Genomic DNA, 18,858 nt, shown 5'->3' with positions numbered 1-18,858 from the left:
ATGGCAGCTTTTGCTGCAAACCTTTGCAGCAAACCCGGAGGCGGAGCAGGATGTCCCCAGAACCCAATCGGCGGCTGCGCTACGCGCTCGTCGGCACCGGCGCCCGCGCCGAGATGTTCGTCCGGTCCCTGGTCCTCGACTACCGGTACAGCACCGAACTCGTCGCCTTCGCCGACAGCAACCAGGCCCGGATGGACGCGCACAACGCCTGGCTGGAGGAGCTCGGTCGCGACGCAGTGCCCACCTACCCGGCCAGCGAGTTCGTGACCATGCTGAGCAAGGAACGGGTGGACGTCGTTCTGGTCACCACCGTAGACCGGGTGCACGACGAGTACATCGTCGCCGCCCTGGACGCCGGCTGCGACGTGATCACCGAGAAGCCGATGACCGTGGATGTGCCCCGCTGCCAGCGGATCCTCGACGCGGTGGCACGGACCGGGCGCACCGTACGGGTCGCCTTCAACTACCGGTACAACCCGCTGCACGAACGGGTCCGCCAGGTGCTCGCCGACGGCGAGATCGGCGAGATCGGCTCGGTGCACTTCGAGTGGCTGCTCGACGTGCGCCATGGTGCCGACTACTTCCGCCGCTGGCACCGCGACAAGGCCATCTCCGGCGGCCTGATGGTGCACAAGGCCAGCCACCACTTCGACCTGGTCAACTGGTGGCTGAACGCGGTCCCGGTGCAGGTCTACGCGGCCGGCCGGCTGTTCTTCTACGGCGAGCCCGGCCGCCGCCACGGCTACGCCCGCGACTACGACCGGGCACACGGCGAGGTCGCCGCCGCCGGCGACCCGTTCGCCCTGCAGTTGGCCGCCCACCCCCGGCTGCGCGCACTCTATCTGGAGGCCGAGGCCGAGGACGGCTACCACCGTGACCAGAACGTCTTCGCCCCCGGCGTGACCATCGAGGACGACATGTCGGTGCTGGCCAGCTACTCCACCGGGGCCACGATGACGTACCACCTCACCGCGTACGCCCCCTGGGAGGGCTACCGGGTGATGTTCAATGGCAGCAGGGGTCGGCTCGAGCTGGAGGTGGTGGAAAGCGACTTCGTCAGCCCGTACGCCGCCGGCGAACTCAAGGGCGCCGCGCTGCACGGCGTCCAGGCCGCGGTCGAGGAGGGCTGGGCCAAGATCACCGTCCGGCCGTTCTGGGAGCAGCCCCGGCAGGTGCCCGTCGCCGGCTACACCCGGTCCGGGCACGGCGGCGCGGACGCCAAGATGACCGCCGTGCTGTTCGGCGGCGAGACCGACCCGATGGGCCGGGCCGCCACCGCCCGCGACGGTGCGCTCGCGCTGCTCACCGGGCTGGCCGCCAACCGGTCCTTCGAGACCGGCCAGCCGGTCCGGGTGGCCGACCTGCTCACCGTCGACTGACCGGCAACCACCCGACCCCCGTACCCGCGAGGAGCCTGCTTCCGTGTCCTCTCAACCCGATCCGGCATCCGCGAACGCCGGCCCGCTGGCCGACCAGCTGTTCCCGGCCGAACCCACCCAGCGCGCCATCGCCCGCGAGCTGTACGCGCACGCCCGGGACCTGCCGGTCATCTCGCCGCACGGCCACGTCGACCCGGCGCTGCTGGCCGACGACGAGCCGTTCCCGGACCCGGCGCGGCTGCTCGTCGTACCGGACCACTACGTCACCCGGATGCTGCTCAGCCAGGGCATCCCACCCGGCGAACTCGGCGTACCGACCCGACCCGGGGTCCGGGCCCGGCCGCCGGCCGGCGACGGCGACTACGCCACCGAGGCCGACGGGCGGGCCATCTGGCGTCGGCTGGCCGCCAACTGGCACCTGTTCCGGGGCACCCCATCGCGACTGTGGCTGGAGAAGACCTTCGCCGAGGTGTTCGGGGTGGACGCCGTCCTCGGCCCGGACACCGCCGACGAGGTCTACGACACCATCGCGGCACGGTTGGCCGAACCGGCGTACCGGCCCCGGGCGCTGTTCGAGCGCTTCAACATCGAGGTGCTGGCCACCACCGAGTCACCCCTGGACGACCTCGGCCGGCACGCCAAGCTGGCCGCGGACGGCTGGGGCGGCCCCGGCGGGCGGGTGATCACCACGTTCCGGCCGGACAACGTCGTCGACTTCGAGTTTGACGGCTGGTCCGACAACGTCGCCGCGCTCGGCGCGATCACCGGCTCCGACACCGGCACGTACGCCGGCTACCTCGACGCGCTGCGGGCCCGCCGGCAGGCGTTCGTCGCCGCTGGGGCGACCAGCTCCGACCACGGCCACCCGACCGCGCTCACCCTGCGGCTGGACCAGCGGGAGGCCGCCGAGCTGTACGACCGAGGGCTGCGCGGCGCGGCGACGGCCGCCGACGCCGAGGCGTTCCGGGCGCACATGCTGGTCGAGTTCGCCCGGATGTCCATCGAGGACGGCCTGGTGATGCAGCTGCACCCCGGCTCGGTGCGCAACCACAACAAGTGGCTGTACGCCACCCACGGCCGCGACGTCGGCGGCGACATCCCGCAGGCCACCGAGTACCTGCACGCGCTGACCGCGCTGCTTGACGCGTACGGCAACGACCCGCGGCTGCGGATCGTCGTCTACACCCTCGACGAGTACACCTTCACCCGGGAGCTGGCCCCGCTCGCCGGCGGGTACGCCGCCCTCTACCTGGGCGCGCCCTGGTGGTTCCTGGACTCCCCGGAAGTGCTGCGCCGGTTCCGGGAGGCGGTCACCGAGACCGCCGGCTTCTACAACACCGCCGGCTTCGTCGACGACACCCGGGCGTTCTGCTCCATCCCGGCCCGCCACGACGTGGCCCGCCGGATCGACGCCGGCTTCCTCGCCCGGCTCGTCGCCGAGCACCGGCTCGGCCTCGACGAGGCCGCCGAGACCATCGTCGACCTGGCGTACCGGCTGCCCAAGCGGGTCTTCAAGATCGGGGAGAAGCTGCGATGAGTGTCACCATCACCGGCGTCGACGTGCACGACGTCCGGTTCCCGACCGCCGCCGCCGGCGACGGCTCGGACGCGATCAACCGGGGCGACTACTCGGCCACCTACGTCGAGTTGCGCACCGACTCGCCGGACGGGGTCTTCGGCGCCGGCTTCACCTTCACCAACGGCCGCGGCAACGAGATCACCTGCGCGGCGGTACGCGCGTTGGCCCACCACGTCACCGGCCGGACCGTCGCCGGCATCGTCGCCGAACCGGTCGCCTTCTGGCGGTCACTCACCGCCGACGTGCAGCTGCGCTGGCTCGGCCCGGAGAAGGGCGTCATCCACATGGCGTCCGGTGCGCTGGTCAACGCCGTCTGGGACCTGCGGGCCAAACTGGCGGGCAAGCCGCTGTGGCGGCTGCTCGCCGAGATGCCGACCGACGAACTCGTCGCCAACATCGACTTCCACCACATCAGCGACGCGATCACGCCGGACGAGGCCGCCGCCATCCTGGACAAAGGGCTGACCGGTCAGGCCGACCGGCTCGCCGAGCTGCAGCGCGACGGCTTCCCGTCGTACACCACCTCGGTCGGCTGGCTCGGCTACCCCGACGACAAGGTCCGGGCGTTGACCCGGGCGGCGTACGCCGACGGCTGGCGGGCGATGAAGATGAAGGTCGGCGGCCCGATCGACGACGACGTACGCCGGGCCCGGATCATCCGCGCCGAGATCGGCCCGGACGCGCTGCTGATGATGGACGCCAACCAGGTGTGGGACGTCGACGAGGCGATCGCCAACATGGGCCGGCTGGTCGAGGTCGACCCGTACTGGATCGAGGAGCCGACGCACGCCGACGACGTGCTCGGCCATGCCCGGATCGCCGCCGCCGTCACCGAACTGTCCGACGGGCGCTGCCGGGTCGCCACCGGCGAGGTCGCCGCCAACCGGGTGATCTTCAAGCAGCTGATGCAGGCCGAGGCGATCCGGGTCTGCCAGATCGACGCGTGCCGCATCGCCGGGGTCAACGAGGTGTTGTCGGTGATCCTGATGGCCGCCAAGTTCGGCGTACCGATCTGCCCGCACGCCGGCGGCGTCGGTCTCTGCGAGTACGTGCAGCACCTGGCGATCTTCGACTACCTGCGGGTCGGCACCTCGCTGGACGGTCGGATGGTCGAGTACGTCGACCACCTGCACGAACACTTCGTCGACCCGGTCCGTACCCGGAGCGGCCGCTACCTGGTGCCCGACCAGCCCGGCTACAGCGCCACCATGAAGCCTGAGTCGATCGCCGAGTTCTCCTTCCCGGACGGCCCGGTATGGCGGTGAACGGCGACCCGGCGGCGTCGGTGGGCCTCGGCGGCGACGCCGCGCTGCTCGGGCTGGGCACCCTCGACCGGGTGCCGGCGGACAGCCGACCGCTGGTCCGCCCCGGCGACGTCGCCGCCGGTATCGTCCACCTCGGACTCGGTGCGTTCCACCGGGCCCACCAGGCGGTCTACACCGAGCAGGCGGTCGCCACCGCCGGCGGTGACTGGGGCATCGTCGGCGTCGCGCCGCGCAACATCGACGTGGTGCGGCGGCTCACCGACCAGGACTGCCTGTTCAGCGTCACCACGCTGTCCGCCGCCGCGGCGCGGACCCGGGTGGTCGGCGCCCTCACCGGGATCCGGCACGCCGCCAGCGACCCGGCGGCGGTCGTGGCCCTGCTGGCCGACCCGGCGATCCGGGTGGTCACGCTGACCGTGACGGAGAAGGCGTACCAGCTGGACCCGGTGACCGGCCGGCTGCGGCCGGACGAGGCGGTCGCCGCCGACCTGACCACCGACCGGGCGCCGACGACCGTGCCGGGCCTGCTGCTACGCGGGCTGGTCGCCCGCGCCGCCGCCGACGCCGGCCCGCTGGCCCTGGTCAGCTGCGACAACCTGCCGTCGAACGGACGCCGGCTACGCGGCCTGGTCACCGAGGCCCTGGCGTACGCGAAGGTGCCCGACGCGACCGCCGACTGGGTGCCCGCCAATGTCACCTTCCCCGGCACCATGGTCGACCGGATCGTGCCGGCCGCCACCGCGCAGACCCTGGCCACCGCCCGGGCCGCGCTCGGCGTCACCGACCTGGCGGCGATCGCCGGGGAACCGTACACACAGTGGGTGATCGAGGACGACTTCCCCGGTGGCCGGCCGGCCTGGCAAACCGCCGGGGCGGTGCTGACCGGTGACGCCGGCCCGTGGGAGCGGCTCAAACTGCGCGGGCTCAACGGGGTGCACTCGGCCATCGCCTACCTCGGGGCGCTGGCCGGGCACGACACCATCGCCGAGGCGCTGGCCGGCGTCCCCGGCCTGCCCGCCGTACTGCGCCGGATGATCGCCGAGGACGTCGCGACCAGCTTCACCCCGCCGGACGGGGTGTCGGTCGTCGAGTACGGCGAGTCGGTGCTGGAGCGGTTCGCCAACCCGGCGATCCGGCACCGCACCATCCAGGTGGCGATGGACGGCTCGCAGAAGCTGCCGCAGCGGGTGCTGCACACCATCGCCGACCGGCGGGCGGCCGGCGACCGGCCGTACTGGTCGGCGCTGGTGGTCGCCGCCTGGATGCGGTTCGCGCAGGGGCGGGCCGACGACGGGACCGAGCTGCCGTTGGACGACCCGCTCGCCGGGCAGATCCGGGCGGCGCTGGCCGACTCCGGCGGCACCCCGGCGGGCGTGGTGGCCGCGCTGCTCGGGCTCACCGAGGTGTTTCCGCCGGAGCTGGCCGCCGACCCGGAGGTCCGCGAGATGATCACGACCTGGCTGACCGCGCTGGACCGGCACGGGGTGGTCGGCGCGCTGACCGGCGCGGCTGGCTGACGGCGGTCGTCGACAGGTGGAGGTTCCCGACGTGACGAGCACCGCGCCCCGGGTGGCCCTGATCGGTGCCAACGGGCACGGCCGGTGGCACCGGCGGCAGATCGCCCCGCTGCACGCCGCCGGCGAACTGCGCCTGGTCGGTCTGGTCGACGTACGGCCGGTCGAGCCGGCCCCCGACGCTCCGGTCCCGGACGGGGTGCAGGTCGGCACCGACCACCGGCGGATGCTGGCGGAGACCCGGCCGGACGTGGTGGTGATCTGCACGCCGCCGTACACCCATCTGCCGATCGCCCTGGACGCGCTGGCCGCCGGCGCGGACCTGCTGCTGGAGAAGCCGCCGGTGCTGTCGCTGGACGAACACCGGCGGCTGGCTGCGGCGCTGGCCGAGTACGGCCGGGTCTGCCAGGTCGGTTTCCAGGCGCTCGGGTCGGCGGCGCTGGCCGAGCTGACCGCAGCGGCAACCGGCGGTCGGCTCGGTACGGTCACCGGGATTTCGACGGTCGCCTCCTGGCAGCGCGACGACGCCTACTACCGGCGGTCGCCGTGGGCCGGGCGGCGTACCGTCGACGGCCGCCCGTCGTTGGACGGCGCGCTGGCCAACCCGTTGGCGCACGCCACCATGCAGTGCCTGGCGGTGGCGGCGGCGGTGGATCCCAGCCCGCCGGTGCTGGTCGAGCTGGAACGCTACCGGGTCCGTCCGATCGAGGTGGACGACACCGCGTCGATGCGGATCACCCTGGATTCGGGGTTGGCGATCGTGGTCGCGGTGACCCTGGCCGGGGAGGAGTTCATCCCCGGTGAGGTGCTGGTGCACGGCACCGCCGGCACAGCGGTGCTGGAGTATCCGACGGACCGGCTGCGGCTGCCCGGCGGGCCGGCGATGCGGCCGGTGCCGGGGCGGACCGGACTGCTGGAGAACCTGCTGGCACACCGGCGGGACCCGGCCGGCGTACCGCTGATCGCCCCGCTGGCCCGGACCGAGGCGTTCACCGCGCTGCTGGAGGTGGTGCAGGCCGCTCCGGAGCCGGGATTGCTCGGTCCGGACCGGACGGTCGCGACCGGGGTGGCGGGTGCGGACCGGGTGCTGACGATCGAGGGGGTGAACGCGGTCGTCCGGCGCGGCGCCGCCGAGCTGGCGCTCTTCTCCGAGCAGGAGGTGCCGTGGGCGGTCCGGCCGTACCGGACCCGGCTGGCGCAGGGGGTGGTGGGCCGCTGACCGGGGCAGCGGAAAACATACTGCAAATCGGCGGTTGCCGCCGGTGTCGCGAAGTCGGACAGATCAGCCGTACGCTCGGCAAATTGATGTCGAGTGAATAGGACTCGCCCAAATGCGCTGCAAACAATCTGCAAACAATCTGCATTGACACATTTCATGATGAAATTTATCGTTTGGGTTCAGGAAGATTGCATGAGTGTTACGTGATCTAATCCGAACAATGTGTGCGGAGTGTGGTAATGCGACTGAGGAGATTGACTGCAGCTGTTGCTGGAATCGCGCTCGTGGCGGTACTGCCGGCACCGGCCGCCGCCGGCCGGGACACCGACTCCGACCGGCTGTCCTGGCCAGCCCGGTCGCTGGGCCGCCAGGCGCTGCCGCCGGGCGACGGCTGGGCGGCCGCCGGTTCCGGCACCACCGGAGGGTCGGCGGCCAGCCGCGACAACGTCCACGTGGTCGACAGCCGTGCCGAGTTGATCGACGCCCTCGGCGGCGACAACGCCACCAACCGGAACAACGACACCCCGAAGATCATCTACGTCAAGGGCACGGTCAACGGCTTCGAAGGCCCGGACGGCAACCTACTGACCTGCGCCGACCTCGCCGACCCCGAATACGACTTCGACGAGTTCCTGGTCACCTACGACCCGGCCGTCTGGGGATACGAGAACGACCCGAGCGGCCCGCTGGAGGACGCCCGTCGACGGTCGGTCACCAACCAGACCCGGTACACCCAGATCAACGTCGGAGCCAACACCACCATCGTCGGGCTGCGCGGAGCCCGGCTGGAGAACCTGACCCTGATGGTGGACAGCGTGCGGAACGTCATCGTCCGCAACATCGTCTTCGACGACGCGTACGACTGCTTTCCCGCCTGGTCGCCGGATGACGGCGACGCCGGCAACTGGAACTCCCAGTTCGACCTGATGTCGGTGCGTCGCTCGGAAAACGTCTGGGTCGACCACAACACCTTCACCGACGGCGACAACCCGGACAGCGCCCAGCCGGTCTACTTCGGCCGGCCGCTGCAGGTGCACGACGGGGCGCTCGACATCACCCACACCGCCAGCCTGGTGACGGTGTCGTACAACCGGTTCGACGGCCGGGACAAGGTCATGCTGATCGGCTCGTCGAACACCGTCGGCCCGGACGTCGGCCGGCTCAACGTCACCCTGCACCACAACGTCTTCGACGGCAGCCTGCAACGGCTGCCCCGGATCCGGTTCGGACAGGTCGACGTCTACAACAACCACTACGACCTGTCCGGCGACGGTTTCCAGTACGCCGTCGGAGTGGGCGTGCAGGGCGCGCCGTACCTGGAGAACAACTCGTTCCGGCTGGGCTCCGGGATCGACACCGCAGACCTGCTCTACGACTGGGGCGGCACCGTACTGACCGAGCAGGGCAGTTGGGTCGGGCAGGGCCACCGGCCGCTGCGCCCGGCCAGCCTGCTCGACGCGTACAACGCGGCGAACGACCCGGACCTGGGCGACGACGCGGGCTGGACCCCGACGTTGCGGCACGGGCCGGTGCTGCCCGCCGCAGTCGTCCCGATCTACACCCGACTCACCGCCGGCGCCGGCAAGCTGCCGGTCTGACCGACTGGCAAGCTGCCGGTCTGTCCCGCCCGGCCGGTGTCACAAGCGGGGTGGGTCGGCGAGACGCCCGCCGGCCCACCCCTTGCACCGCCCTGCCGCCACGGACCGGTTGGCGCGGCGTACCACTCGGAAACGTCGAAGGGTCGGCCTCCCCACTGGGGAGGCCGACCCTTCGAATTAGTCAGCCGGGGCGGCGGTCGATCAGAGCCGCTGGCCGTTGGCGGCGTGGAAGGCGTGGTGCTGGCCCGGCCGGGGTCGGACGAACACGGTGTCGTTCATCCGCGGCATGTGCCGGCGGTCGGTCCGCACCACGAACCGCTCCGAACTGCCGTCGAGCGTCGCGTAGCCGTAGACGTTGGCGTCCGAACCGAGGTCCTCGACCAGCTCGACCGACATCGGCATGCCGCCCTCGGAAGCACCGACCAGGTCGCAGTCCTCGGGACGGAACCCGACGGTGACCCGATCGCCGCCGCCGTCGGCCTTGGCCGCCTCGACCTGCTCGCGGGTCAGCTCGACGGTCATCTCGGCGAAGACCCCGCCCTGATCGGTCAGCGGGACGGTCTTGATGTTCATGGCGGGGGAGCCCATGAAACCGGCGACGAAGACGTTCGCCGGTACGTCGTACAGGTTCCGCGGGGTGTCGACCTGCTGCAGTACGCCGTCGAGCAGCACCGCCACCCGATGGCCCATCGTCATCGCCTCGACCTGGTCGTGGGTGACGTAGACGGTGGTGACCCCCAGCTTGGCCTGCAGCGAGGCGATCTGGGTACGGGTCTGCACCCGCAGCTTCGCGTCGAGGTTCGACAGCGGCTCGTCCATCAGGAAGACCTGCGGCTCCCGGACGATCGCCCGGCCCATCGCAACCCGCTGGCGCTGACCACCGGAGAGCGCCTTCGGCTTGCGGTTGAGGTACTCCTCCAGCTGCAGCAGAGCGGCGGCTTCCTTGACCCGGCGGTCGATCTCCGACTTCGAGGTCCGGCGCAGCTTCAGCGCGAAGGCCATGTTCTCGTACACCGTCATGTGCGGGTAGAGCGCGTAGTTCTGGAAGACCATCGCGATGTCGCGGGCCTTGGGCGGCAGGTGGGTGACGTCGCGGTCGTCGATGAGGATGCGACCCTCGTCGACGTCCTCCAGACCGGCGAGCATCCGCAGGCTGGTGGACTTACCGCAACCGGAGGGGCCGACCAGTACGAGGAACTCGCCGTCGCCGATCTCGAGGTCGAGCTTGTTGACAGCGGGTCGCTCGGTGCCCGCGTAGATGCGGGACGCCTGGTCGTAGGTGACCGTAGCCATGGTCATGCTTCCTTTCACCGGCAGGAACGTGCCGGACGATCCGAGTGAAGGAGCGACCGGCGCTCAGAGCGCCGGCCCACGCGTACCCGCAGCCGCCAGGGCGACGTGTCGCGCGTGTCACGCCACGGTAAACGGGATTTGCCTGGCTGCCAAGACCGGGACGGCCCGCAACTACCTCCGATAAGCAGTCAAAGCGGACACTGGGGTGGGGTATGCCACTGCTCGTCGTGCTCGGTCGAAGGTCCATGGCGACCGCCGGAGCGACGGACACCGTACGCAGAACGGGAAAGATCGATCGGACAGACCGGCCGATGCGGCGGTATCGCCACGTCAGTGGCTATGCTGACGCTGAACGAACGCTGCCCCTGTAGCTCAGTTGGCCAGAGCACTCGCCTTGTAAGCGAGATGTCGCCGGTTCGAGCCCGGCCGGGGGCTCCAGCGCCGACGCGCAGGTCCCGCCGTGCGACGCACGGCGGGACGCCGTGGTGGCAACCGTGACAGCAGAGCTGGGCTGACCGGCACGGTGGTGGCCCGTAACGAGACACGTACGGTGGGTGCGGGTTGGCCTTGGCGGACTTGAGCGGACCCGGTGCGTGCTTGCCCGGACGGTTGCGCCGCACGGCGCGTGCAGGTGTGCTGTACCTCTAACACTCGAGGCCACCTTCCAGGCGAGAATCAACAGGCAACCCAATAATGTTTCTTCTAGTCTACAAGTACCGAGAATGCGTCCGGTGCATAGAATCGACGAGTCGTGTGGTTTGATGCTAGCGGGGCCAATATGCCGAGGTCAACCAGTTGTTGTACCAAGACGTTTGCGCGGCCGTAAGATATTCCAATTTCTTTTTGTACCAATCTGACCGTGAATGCGATATGCGCGATCGCAAAATCGACGAGCGCGTGGGCAGTGTCTGCTCTGAGTGTCGAATTTCTGATTACCTCCTTCATGCGTTCACGCGCCTCGACGAGTTCAAGCATTTTTTGGTGAGTCATGTTTGCGGAAGACTCAAGGCCGGCTGCGAAGAAGTTTACATAGGCATCCCAATCGCCGTTTGTGCTGACTGCAAGAAGGTGATCGTAGTATTCGGTACGCCTAGCCTCGAACCAAGGGGAGACGGTGAGTGTGGGTTCAAGAAGAACCCCCTGTTTCAGCAGGTGTGCAACGATGAGGAATCGCCCGATTCTGCCGTTTCCGTCATGAAAAGGGTGTAGTGTTTCAAACTGATAGTGAGCAATTGCTGCTGCTACAACCGGATCTACTTCCTCCAGCACTTGGCTATCTGTCATCCAGTAGGGAAGGTCTTGAAGTCTTGCCCTGAGATCAATTCCTGGAGGGGAAGGAATGAAGCGAGCTGCATGTACCGGTGGCGTGTTTCGGGGGATGCCCTTGCGCTGACCGATCACCACCTGGTGACTTCTGATCGCCCCAGAGGCTCCCGTTTCGCCGGGGGTTCCTCGCACTAGCAGCGCCTGCATCTCCTCCAGCATTCCAACCGATATCGGCCGGCCTTCCTCAATCCAGCGGAAGGCTGAGTCGCCCATGTTTACATAGTTCAAGATCTCGCGTACATCGAGATTTTCCGGGCGCTCCTCGTCGGCGATGAGAATCTCGCTCAATGGCGCGTAAGTGCCCTCCAGCGCGGATGTGCTTTGAGCTTCGGCTCGTAGTGCTGGCAGCCGAAATATCCGGGGGTTTGGAAGCCGCCTGGCCGTGCTGTCCAGCGCGGCAAGTGCCGCACGAGCGTCGGCTACGACCCGGTAGGTCCGAGCTGAGAGGGCAGGGGGAAGCTTGGGTAGGGGGTCCGGCACGAACGCCACGTGCGTCCATTCGCCATGGCGGGGGTCGACCCCGCGAATCTGGACTAGGTCGCCAGGGGCTCTTGAGGTGAACATCTCTTGGTCCACGGCGCTAGTGTATCTTGAGTTGTCATACATCGGGCCGATGTGTGACATGCCTGGCCGGCTCGTGTCAGTAAACGGCAACGTGAAGCGGCGGCGTTGCACTCAATCGGCCGATGTGTGACATGCTCTCGTGGCTGATGTGATCATGGTTCGTTACCGTGCTCTGGCCGAAGGCTCCAGCGGCGCACTGGCCGGCACTTCCGTCCCAAGGTGGTGACGCTAAGTGCGTATCGAGCTGCTTCTGGTGACTGGTGGGGTGCGAGGCTCGCGTACCCCAGTGGCCGCCGGCTCTGGCCGACGCGGGGCGCCTCCTGCCCGGGTAACGGTTCGGCGGTGAATCCACCCGGCCGCTTCCTGCCGGGCGACTCAGTTGTCGCCGCCCCCCGTTACGATCGGCCGGCCCCGCGTACAGCGGGTTGCCAGGAAAGCTCCGAGCCGCCTGCCGGTCAGGAGTCACGGGGCCCTCATCAGAAGTAGGTAGAACATGTCTGACCCCTCTCAGCCGCAGTACCCGGGCGCGCCCGCCGGGCAGCCGGTGCCGCCGGCTGGAGCCGCTCCCGGGCCCGCCTACGCCAACCAGCCCGGCGTTCCGATGGCCCCGCCGCCCAAGAAGTCCAAGGCAGGCCCGATCATCCTGATCGTCGTCGCCGCCGTGCTGGTGCTCTGCCTCGGCGGCGCGGCCGTGACCTTCTTCCTCGTCCGGGACACCGTCGGGGAGGTCATCGAAGCGACCCAGACCCGGCTGGTCGCCCCGGACACCCTCGCCGGCCGTGAGCTGAACACCGACCCGACCTTCCAGGGCCTCGCCGACGAGGTGGCCACCGGGCTGGCCGCCGACGTGCCCGAGTCGACCAGCAGCATCGGCGCCTTCTACGGCGACATCGAGCAGGAGAACCTGGTGATGATCGCCGGCGTCTCCGGCGTGATGGCCGACCCGGACCAGGAGCTCGCCGACGCCACCGAAGGCGACGCCACGGGACTCGGGATGACCAACGTCACCGACGTCGACGCCGGTCCGAAGGGCGGGTCGGCGCGGTGCGGCGACGCCGACCTGGAAGGCATCCCCGGCGGGGTCTGCGTCTGGGCGAGCCGCGGCGCGCTGGTGATGTACGTGTTCTACTTCAGCACCGGCGAGGAAGCCGCCGGCTCGCTCGTCGAGATCCGCGACGCGGTCGAGCAGACCAGCTGACGGACACCTGCCCGACGCCGGCCGGCCGCAGCTACTGCGGCGGGTCGGCGCCGGGCGGGGCCGACGAGTGCGGCGCCCGCGCCAACAGCCCGTACCGGCGGATCGTCCGCAGCGGCTCGGTGGCCGCGCCCTCCCGACGCAGGATGTGGTTCGCGGCCAGGATTCCGGTCACCGCCGCCCGTTCCATCAGTGCGCTCGGCAGGTCGGTGTCGATCCCGTCGCCGGCCAGGAACAACCCGTCCGCGTCGGTGACCACGCCGGGCCGCCCGGCCGCCGCCCCGGGCGGAAACGCCGGGGCCTGCGCCGCGACCCGCGCCCGTGACTCCAACACCGGCAGGCCGGCCACCTCCGGCCACAGCGACGCCAACTCGGCCCGCATCCGTTCGGCCAGCACGTCGGCCGGCACCCGCTCCGGGCAGGCGTACGCGTGGAGTTCGAGCACCGCGCCCCGGCTGCGTTGCGCCCACTGCCGCGCCTGACGTTCCAGCCGGTGGTAGAGGGTGACCGAGTCCAGGGTCGGCTGGCGGGAGACCCCGCTGAACACCGGCCGGTCGGGTGCGACGTCGCCGCCCAACCAGAGCCGGGCCACCGCGTACGGCGGAGCGTCGACCAGCGTGCCCACCCGGTCGGCCAACGTCGGCGCCGCCTCGGCCAGCCGGGGGGAGTCGGCCAGCAGTGTGCGCAGCGCCGGCGGGTCGACGGCCAGCACCACGTACCGGGCGGTGTGCGCGGCTCCGGAGGCGCACCGCACCTGCCAACCGTTGGCCCGCCGGGGGACGACGGTCTGCACCGCGTCGCCGGTGACCACCCGGCCGCCGTGCCGGCGCAGATGTTCGTGCAGCGGCTGCCAGATCGCGGCGTCGTAGTCCTGCTCCGGCGCGTCGAAGCCGAGCCCTTCCGGATTACCCAGGAAGTAGAAGTGGAAGTTGGCCACCAGCTCGGCGGCGGACATCTCCCGCTCATGGTTGAAGAACGAGTGGGAGAAGACCTCGAACAGCATGGCGCGGGCCCGGTCCGGCAGCCGCAGCGAGTCCAGCAGCTCGGCGGCGCTCCGCCGGTCGAGCTCGGCGTACGTCCGATCCGGATCGTAGGCCAGCAGCGGCATCGCCGCCCGACGGTCCATCTCGCGCAGTTCGCGCAGCCGCAGGCTCGGGCTGCGCAGCAACAGCGCCAGCAGGTTCAGCGGTGGTGTGGTCGGCAGCCGGCCGAACTCCTCCGGCGGCCACTGCGCCGACCACACCGGATAGCCGTCGACCGGCCGCAGCATGCCAAGCGTCGGGTCGGCCCGGCGCAGGATCGCCCGCCAGTTGTAGTACTGGCGGAAGAACGCGTGAAAACCGTGGTCGACCGGCTGGACCGTGCCGTCGGCCAGCGTCTCCGGCCAGGCGGCCAGCCGTCCGCCGAGCTGAGCGGCACCTTCCAGCACGGTGACCCGTACGCCGCGTTCGGCCAGGACGATCGCCGCGCACATGCCGGCGATGCCACCGCCGACGACCAGCGCGTCGGTGCCGGCGGCCACCCGGTCGGTGCCGGCCGGATCCGCCCGGACCAGCTCGGACCGTACGCCGAAGAGCCGGCCGACCGTTCGGGACAGTCCCAAGAGCTCCTCCTTGCGTCTGCGGTGATGCGCCGGATGCCGGGTGCCGGGTGCCGGGTCCAGTGTGCCGGTCCGGTCCGCCAGGGAGGCGACTTTGCGGTCACCTCGCGCGTGCCGCCGGTGGCTACCATCCGGTCATGGCTGTCGACCCGTGGCGTGACCGCGCTCGCCGCGCCGTCGGGGGTCGGCTGCGCAGCAACGGCGAGAACCGGCCGCACTACGTCGTCTGCGGGCACGATCCGCTGGCCTACCGGCTGGTCGGCGAACTGGTGGCGGCGGCCGCCACGGTGACGGTCATCGTGCCGACCCGGCCCCGCCCGGACGGGCCGGACATGCGGTCGATCAAAGGGATCCGGCTGCTGCGGGCCGACCGGCTCACCGAGCAGACGTTCCGCAGCGCCGGCCTGGCCGGCGCGCGCGGATTGGCGCTGCTCAACCAGGACGACGTCGGCAACATCAATGCCGCGCTGTGCGCCCAGGAGGTCGAGCCCGACCTGCGGGTGGTGATGCGAATGTTCAACACCCGGCTGGGCAGCCGGGTGAAGCGGCTGTTCGCCGACTGCGAGGTGCTGTCCGACGCGTCGATGGCGGCACCGGCCTTTGTCGCGGCCGCCCTCGGGGTGGTGTCGCCGACCCACTTCCGCCACGGCGGCCGGACGCTGCACGTGGCGCAGCGCGACGAGGTCCGCCCCGACCACGTCATCTGCGGGCTGGCCGACCTGAGCGACGCCGGCCGCCCCCGGGTGCTGCCGGCCGACCAGCACAACGCCGATCTGGTGCTGGCCGAGGCGGCCGGCAGCCAGCTGACGCCGGTACGGGCGGCCCGACGGATCGTCCGCGCCCGCCAGCGCGCCCGGCTGTGGCGGGACCCGGTACGGGCGTTGCGGTCCTTCGCCACCCGCAAGATCGGGATGGCCACGCTCGGCGTACTGGCGGTGGTGGTGGTCTTCGGCACGCTGCTGTCGCGTGTCGCGGAGGTGAGCGTCGCCGAGGCGGTCTACCTGACCGTGGTGATGACGCTCAGCGGCGCCGATCCGGACCCAAACCAGTCGGCCGCCGAACAGGTGATGCAGGTGGTGCTCAGCCTGGCCGGGCTGGCGTTGATCCCGCTGCTCACCGCCGCCGTGGTGGACGGGCTGGTGAACGCCCGACTGGCGATCGCCGACCGGCAGACCCGGCCGGAGCGGACCGAGCATGTCGTGGTCGTCGGGCTCGGCAACGTCGGCACCCGGGTGATGTGGCAGCTGCACGACCTCGGAGTCGAGGTGGTCGGGGTCGACAAGGACCCGGACGCGCGGGGCGTGCCGGTTGCGCGGGAGCTGGGCGTCCCGTTGATCGTCGGCGACGGCTCCCAGGAGGAGACGCTGCGCGCCGCCTCGGTGGCGACCTGCCGGGCGCTGGTGATCGTCTCCACCGACGACGTGACGAACCTGCAGGCGGCGCTGTACGCCCGGGAGATCCACAGCGACGTGCACGTCGTGCTGCGGCTGTTCGACGGGGATTTCGCCAGCCGGATCCAGCGCACCTTCAACATCGGCATATCCCGCAGCGTGTCGTACCTGGCGGCGCCGGCCTTCGCTGCCGCGCTGATGGACCGCGAGGTGATCGCGACCATTCCGGTGGCCCGGCACGTGCTGCTGGTCGCCGAGGTGATCGTCGCCGCCGGGTCGGCGCTGGACGGCGGGTCGCTCGCCGCCGCCGGCGACAATCCGGGCGTACGGGTGATCGCGTTCGCGCAGTTCGGCGAGCCCGGACCGGTCTGGCTGCCGGCGTCGGGTTTCCGGCTGCGGGCCCGGGACCGGATCACCGTGGTGGCCCGCCGGTCCGGGCTGAGCTGGCTGCTCAAGCAGGCCACCGAACCGGTCGACGAGGCCGAGCCGGCGACTTGACCCGTGCCCCGTGGCGCCCCGGTCCGCCCCGGCGACGCCGGGTCAGGCGGCCGGCACCTCGGTGCCGAGCACCGCCTGCTCGTCCGGGTAGTGCACCAGCACGTCGGCCAGGAACGACTGGACCGCCGGGGCCAGCCCGACGTCGCGGCCGGCCTCCTCGGACAGCCGCCACCGGTGTTCGATGACCTGGGCGAACAGCTCCGACGGCTCGACCTTGCGGCGTAGGTGGGCCGGGACCGCCCGGACCACCGGCTCGAAGACCTCGGTCAGCCAGCGGTGCGCCGCCTGCTGCTCGTCGGTCAGGTCGCTCTCCGCCCGGTGCGCGTCGAGGTCGTTGAGCAGCCGGCGGGCCTGGTTCTCCTCGGCGTCGAGGCCGGTCAGCCGCAGCAGCCGCCGGCTGTGGTAGCCGGCGTCGACCACCTTCGGCCGGACCAGGTAGGAGCCGCGGTCGACGACCGACATCGCCACCTCGGCGACGTCGAAGCCGAGCTCGTTGAGCCGGCGGATCCGCCGTTCGATGTCGTGCCGGGACTCCCGTTCGATGTGCTGCTCGTAGGTGATCTCATGCCACAGCCGTTCGTAGCGGGCGACCACCTCGTCGGCGACGGTCTCCGGGTCGATCGACTCGTGCAGCAGGCCGGCGGCCTGCAGGTCGAGGGCCTCGCCGAAGATGTTCACCCGGGCGATCTCCAGGTCCTCGCCGCGTTGCCCGTTGGACAGGGCCGGCCGCAGTGCGCCGGTCTCGGCGTCGACCAGGTACGCGGCGAACGCACCGGCGTCGCGGCGGAACAGCGTGTTGGACAGCGAGCAGTCACCCCAGAAGAAGCCGGTCAGGTGCATCCGGACGATCAGCGCGGCGAGCGCGTCGAGCAGCCGGGCCAGGGTCTCCGGGCGCAGCTGGTTGGAGAACAGCGCCCGGTACGGCAGCGAGAACTGCAGATGCCGGGTGATCAGCACCGGGTCGAGCGGTTCGCCGTCGGCGTCGGTGCGGTCGGCGACGATCGCCACCGCTTCGACGGCCGGGAAGTCGATCCGCTCCAGGGCGCGCAGCAGGTCGTACTCGCGTTCGGCGACCCGTTCGCCGGTCTCCTTCACGGCGTACACGGTGCCGGCGAGTTTGACGAACCGGACGACGTGCCGGGAGATGCCCTGCGGCAGCGCCACCAGGTGGTCGGCAGGCCACTGCTCCAGCGGTGTCGACCAGGGCAGGTCGAGCAGCGCCGGGTCCACAAGGGCCGAGGTGATCCGCACGGGATCAAGCATGACGGGTACGACGCCGCGATGCCGCCTGCCGTGGCTCGGCTAACACTGTTGATTTGATCCATATTCAGGGTGTTCGTGGTGGTCCCGCCGTCAAGCTGTCGCCGCCCCGACACGACATCGTCACCGCGCCGGTTCGGTAACCTGGCCGGCGTGCCCGAGCCGACCGCCACCTGCCCGTCCGCGCCGCTGGCCGACGCGCCGCGCCGGTCCGGGCCGACGCCGGCCGGCTGGTGGTTCGACGCGGTGCTGCTGGCCGCGCTGGCCGGGCTGACCGGGGCGCTCGCCGCCGGGGTGTTCCTCGACACCGACCTGGCGGTACGGGACTGGGTCGACGCGCACCGGCCGCCGGTGGCCTACTGGGTGGCCCGGGTGCTCAACTATCTCGGCCAGGGCGGCCAGGTGCTGATCCCGGTCTCCACCGTACTGGCGCTCTGGCTGGCCCGGCGGGCCCGTTCGGTGCGCCCGCTGCTGCCGGTGCTCGGCGCGGTGGTGGCGACCTACCTCAGCGTCGGCGCGATGAAGGTGCTGCTGCCCCGGGGCTACCCGCACGACATCGACGACCCGTTCCCGGAGCGGCTGTTCACCGAGGCCACCCCGGCGATGGCGTACCCGTCCGGGCACGTCGTCAACGCGATCGTCTGGTACGCGGTGATCGCCCTGCTGATCACCGGTCTGCTGCGGTCGTACGGCCGGCAGGTCCCGGCCCGGCGGCCGTTCCCCGGCTACCTGGCGCTGCGCTTGCTGCCGGCGGCGGTCCTGTTCTGCAGCACGGTCTACCTCGGCTACCACTGGTTGACCGACTCGGTCGCCGGCCTGCTGCTCGGCTGGCTGCTGCTGCGCCTGCTGCAGCGGGTGCCGTGGGACACCGTACGGCTGCCGTGGGTGCGCGGCGGCCTGGACCGCCCCGCCGGGCTCTCCTAACCAGTAAGCCCTCGCTGTTCGGTGCCGAGTCGAGTTGCGGGCTGCACGCCTTACCTGGCCCCTGACCTGCACCGTTGGCGGGACGTCTAGGGACGGCGCCGTACGCTCCGGGGTATGTCGGGCCTGTCGCTTCCGCGTGGAGCCCTTGGCCGGGCTCGAAGCGGCGACATCTCGCTTTACAAGCTCTGCACACTCCGTCCGGCTCTTTTGTCTGTACTTGATCGCCTACGATCGGGGTAGGCGCCTTCACTAC

Annotated in this window: 13 protein-coding genes and 1 tRNA gene; 10 read left to right on the top strand and 4 right to left on the bottom strand. The window is 70.7% G+C overall.

The window, feature by feature from the left end; all coding sequences use genetic code 11:
• Positions 1 to 50 precede the first annotated feature (50 nt).
• From ACFHWT_RS16865 to ACFHWT_RS16840, 6 genes are all read left to right on the top strand, one after another.
• The gene (locus tag ACFHWT_RS16865; protein WP_416595602.1) at positions 51 to 1,379 is read left to right on the top strand and encodes a Gfo/Idh/MocA family protein; all 1,329 of its coding nucleotides are present in this window, start codon (positions 51 to 53) and stop codon (positions 1,377 to 1,379) included.
• Between the two features lie 43 nt (positions 1,380 to 1,422).
• The gene (gene uxaC / locus ACFHWT_RS16860) at positions 1,423 to 2,916 is read left to right on the top strand and encodes a glucuronate isomerase (protein ID WP_416595601.1); all 1,494 of its coding nucleotides are present in this window, start codon (positions 1,423 to 1,425) and stop codon (positions 2,914 to 2,916) included.
• Positions 2,913 to 4,223 carry an enolase C-terminal domain-like protein gene (locus ACFHWT_RS16855; protein ID WP_416595600.1) on the top strand — a complete coding sequence of 437 codons (1,311 nt, stop codon included), beginning with the start codon at positions 2,913 to 2,915 and terminating at the stop codon, positions 4,221 to 4,223. Before uxaC ends, ACFHWT_RS16855 begins: the two co-directional genes overlap by 4 nt.
• The gene (locus ACFHWT_RS16850) at positions 4,214 to 5,740 is read left to right on the top strand and encodes a mannitol dehydrogenase family protein (RefSeq protein WP_416595599.1); all 1,527 of its coding nucleotides are present in this window, start codon (positions 4,214 to 4,216) and stop codon (positions 5,738 to 5,740) included. Before ACFHWT_RS16855 ends, ACFHWT_RS16850 begins: the two co-directional genes overlap by 10 nt.
• A gap of 31 nt (positions 5,741 to 5,771) precedes the next feature.
• Positions 5,772 to 6,956, top strand: a complete 1,185-nt coding sequence (locus ACFHWT_RS16845; protein WP_416595598.1) for a Gfo/Idh/MocA family protein — start codon at positions 5,772 to 5,774, stop codon at positions 6,954 to 6,956.
• A 245-nt stretch (positions 6,957 to 7,201) separates the two neighbouring features.
• Complete coding sequence (locus ACFHWT_RS16840; protein WP_416595620.1) at positions 7,202 to 8,554, top strand: pectate lyase family protein; 1,353 nt, start codon at positions 7,202 to 7,204, stop codon at positions 8,552 to 8,554.
• Between the two features lie 201 nt (positions 8,555 to 8,755).
• Here the strand turns inward: ACFHWT_RS16840 and ACFHWT_RS16835 are convergent, their stop codons facing one another.
• A complete protein-coding gene (locus tag ACFHWT_RS16835) occupies positions 8,756 to 9,847 on the bottom strand; it encodes an ABC transporter ATP-binding protein (protein WP_416595597.1) in 1,092 nt (363 codons plus the stop codon).
• Between the two features lie 361 nt (positions 9,848 to 10,208).
• Here ACFHWT_RS16835 and ACFHWT_RS16830 point away from each other — a divergent pair.
• A tRNA-Thr gene (locus tag ACFHWT_RS16830) sits at positions 10,209 to 10,285 on the top strand.
• Positions 10,286 to 10,549: 264 nt separating this feature from the next.
• Here the strand turns inward: ACFHWT_RS16830 and ACFHWT_RS16825 are convergent.
• Positions 10,550 to 11,749: a Fic family protein gene (locus ACFHWT_RS16825; RefSeq protein WP_416595596.1), complete on the bottom strand. Its 1,200-nt coding sequence runs from the start codon at positions 11,747 to 11,749 to the stop codon at positions 10,550 to 10,552.
• 481 nt (positions 11,750 to 12,230) lie between these two features.
• Between ACFHWT_RS16825 and ACFHWT_RS16820 the strand changes: the two genes are divergently transcribed.
• On the top strand, positions 12,231 to 12,935 hold the full coding sequence (locus ACFHWT_RS16820; RefSeq protein ID WP_416595595.1) for a hypothetical protein: 705 nt from the start codon (positions 12,231 to 12,233) through the stop codon (positions 12,933 to 12,935).
• A 31-nt stretch (positions 12,936 to 12,966) separates the two neighbouring features.
• Here the strand turns inward: ACFHWT_RS16820 and ACFHWT_RS16815 are convergent, their stop codons facing one another.
• A complete protein-coding gene (locus tag ACFHWT_RS16815) occupies positions 12,967 to 14,535 on the bottom strand; it encodes an FAD-dependent oxidoreductase (RefSeq protein ID WP_416595594.1) in 1,569 nt (522 codons plus the stop codon).
• Between the two features lie 134 nt (positions 14,536 to 14,669).
• Here ACFHWT_RS16815 and ACFHWT_RS16810 point away from each other — a divergent pair, with 134 nt between their 5' ends.
• The gene (locus ACFHWT_RS16810; protein ID WP_416595593.1) at positions 14,670 to 16,421 is read left to right on the top strand and encodes an NAD-binding protein; all 1,752 of its coding nucleotides are present in this window, start codon (positions 14,670 to 14,672) and stop codon (positions 16,419 to 16,421) included.
• Positions 16,422 to 16,463: 42 nt separating this feature from the next.
• Here the strand turns inward: ACFHWT_RS16810 and ACFHWT_RS16805 are convergent, their stop codons facing one another.
• The gene (locus ACFHWT_RS16805; protein ID WP_278171829.1) at positions 16,464 to 17,684 is read right to left on the bottom strand and encodes a DUF4032 domain-containing protein; all 1,221 of its coding nucleotides are present in this window, start codon (positions 17,682 to 17,684) and stop codon (positions 16,464 to 16,466) included.
• 150 nt (positions 17,685 to 17,834) lie between these two features.
• Here ACFHWT_RS16805 and ACFHWT_RS16800 point away from each other — a divergent pair, with 150 nt between their 5' ends.
• Positions 17,835 to 18,605, top strand: a complete 771-nt coding sequence (locus ACFHWT_RS16800) for a phosphatase PAP2 family protein (RefSeq protein ID WP_416595592.1) — start codon at positions 17,835 to 17,837, stop codon at positions 18,603 to 18,605.
• Positions 18,606 to 18,858 lie beyond the last annotated feature (253 nt).

This window comes from Micromonospora sp. LOL_021, from assembly GCF_048060215.1.
Taxonomy (GTDB): domain Bacteria; phylum Actinomycetota; class Actinomycetes; order Mycobacteriales; family Micromonosporaceae; genus Micromonospora_E.
Note: the sequence above shows the minus strand (reverse complement) of the source record. Positions and strands in the feature narration are given on the sequence as shown.

Coding starts and splice junctions, on each gene's coding strand:
- ACFHWT_RS16865 (WP_416595602.1), top strand. CDS start 51: ATGTCCCCAGAACCCAATCGGCGGCTGCGCTACGCGCTCGTCGGCACC.
- ACFHWT_RS16855 (WP_416595600.1), top strand. CDS start 2,913: ATGAGTGTCACCATCACCGGCGTCGACGTGCACGACGTCCGGTTCCCG.
- ACFHWT_RS16850 (WP_416595599.1), top strand. CDS start 4,214: ATGGCGGTGAACGGCGACCCGGCGGCGTCGGTGGGCCTCGGCGGCGAC.
- ACFHWT_RS16835 (WP_416595597.1), bottom strand. CDS start 9,847: ATGGCTACGGTCACCTACGACCAGGCGTCCCGCATCTACGCGGGCACC.
- ACFHWT_RS16820 (WP_416595595.1), top strand. CDS start 12,231: ATGTCTGACCCCTCTCAGCCGCAGTACCCGGGCGCGCCCGCCGGGCAG.
- ACFHWT_RS16810 (WP_416595593.1), top strand. CDS start 14,670: ATGGCTGTCGACCCGTGGCGTGACCGCGCTCGCCGCGCCGTCGGGGGT.
- ACFHWT_RS16805 (WP_278171829.1), bottom strand. CDS start 17,684: ATGCTTGATCCCGTGCGGATCACCTCGGCCCTTGTGGACCCGGCGCTG.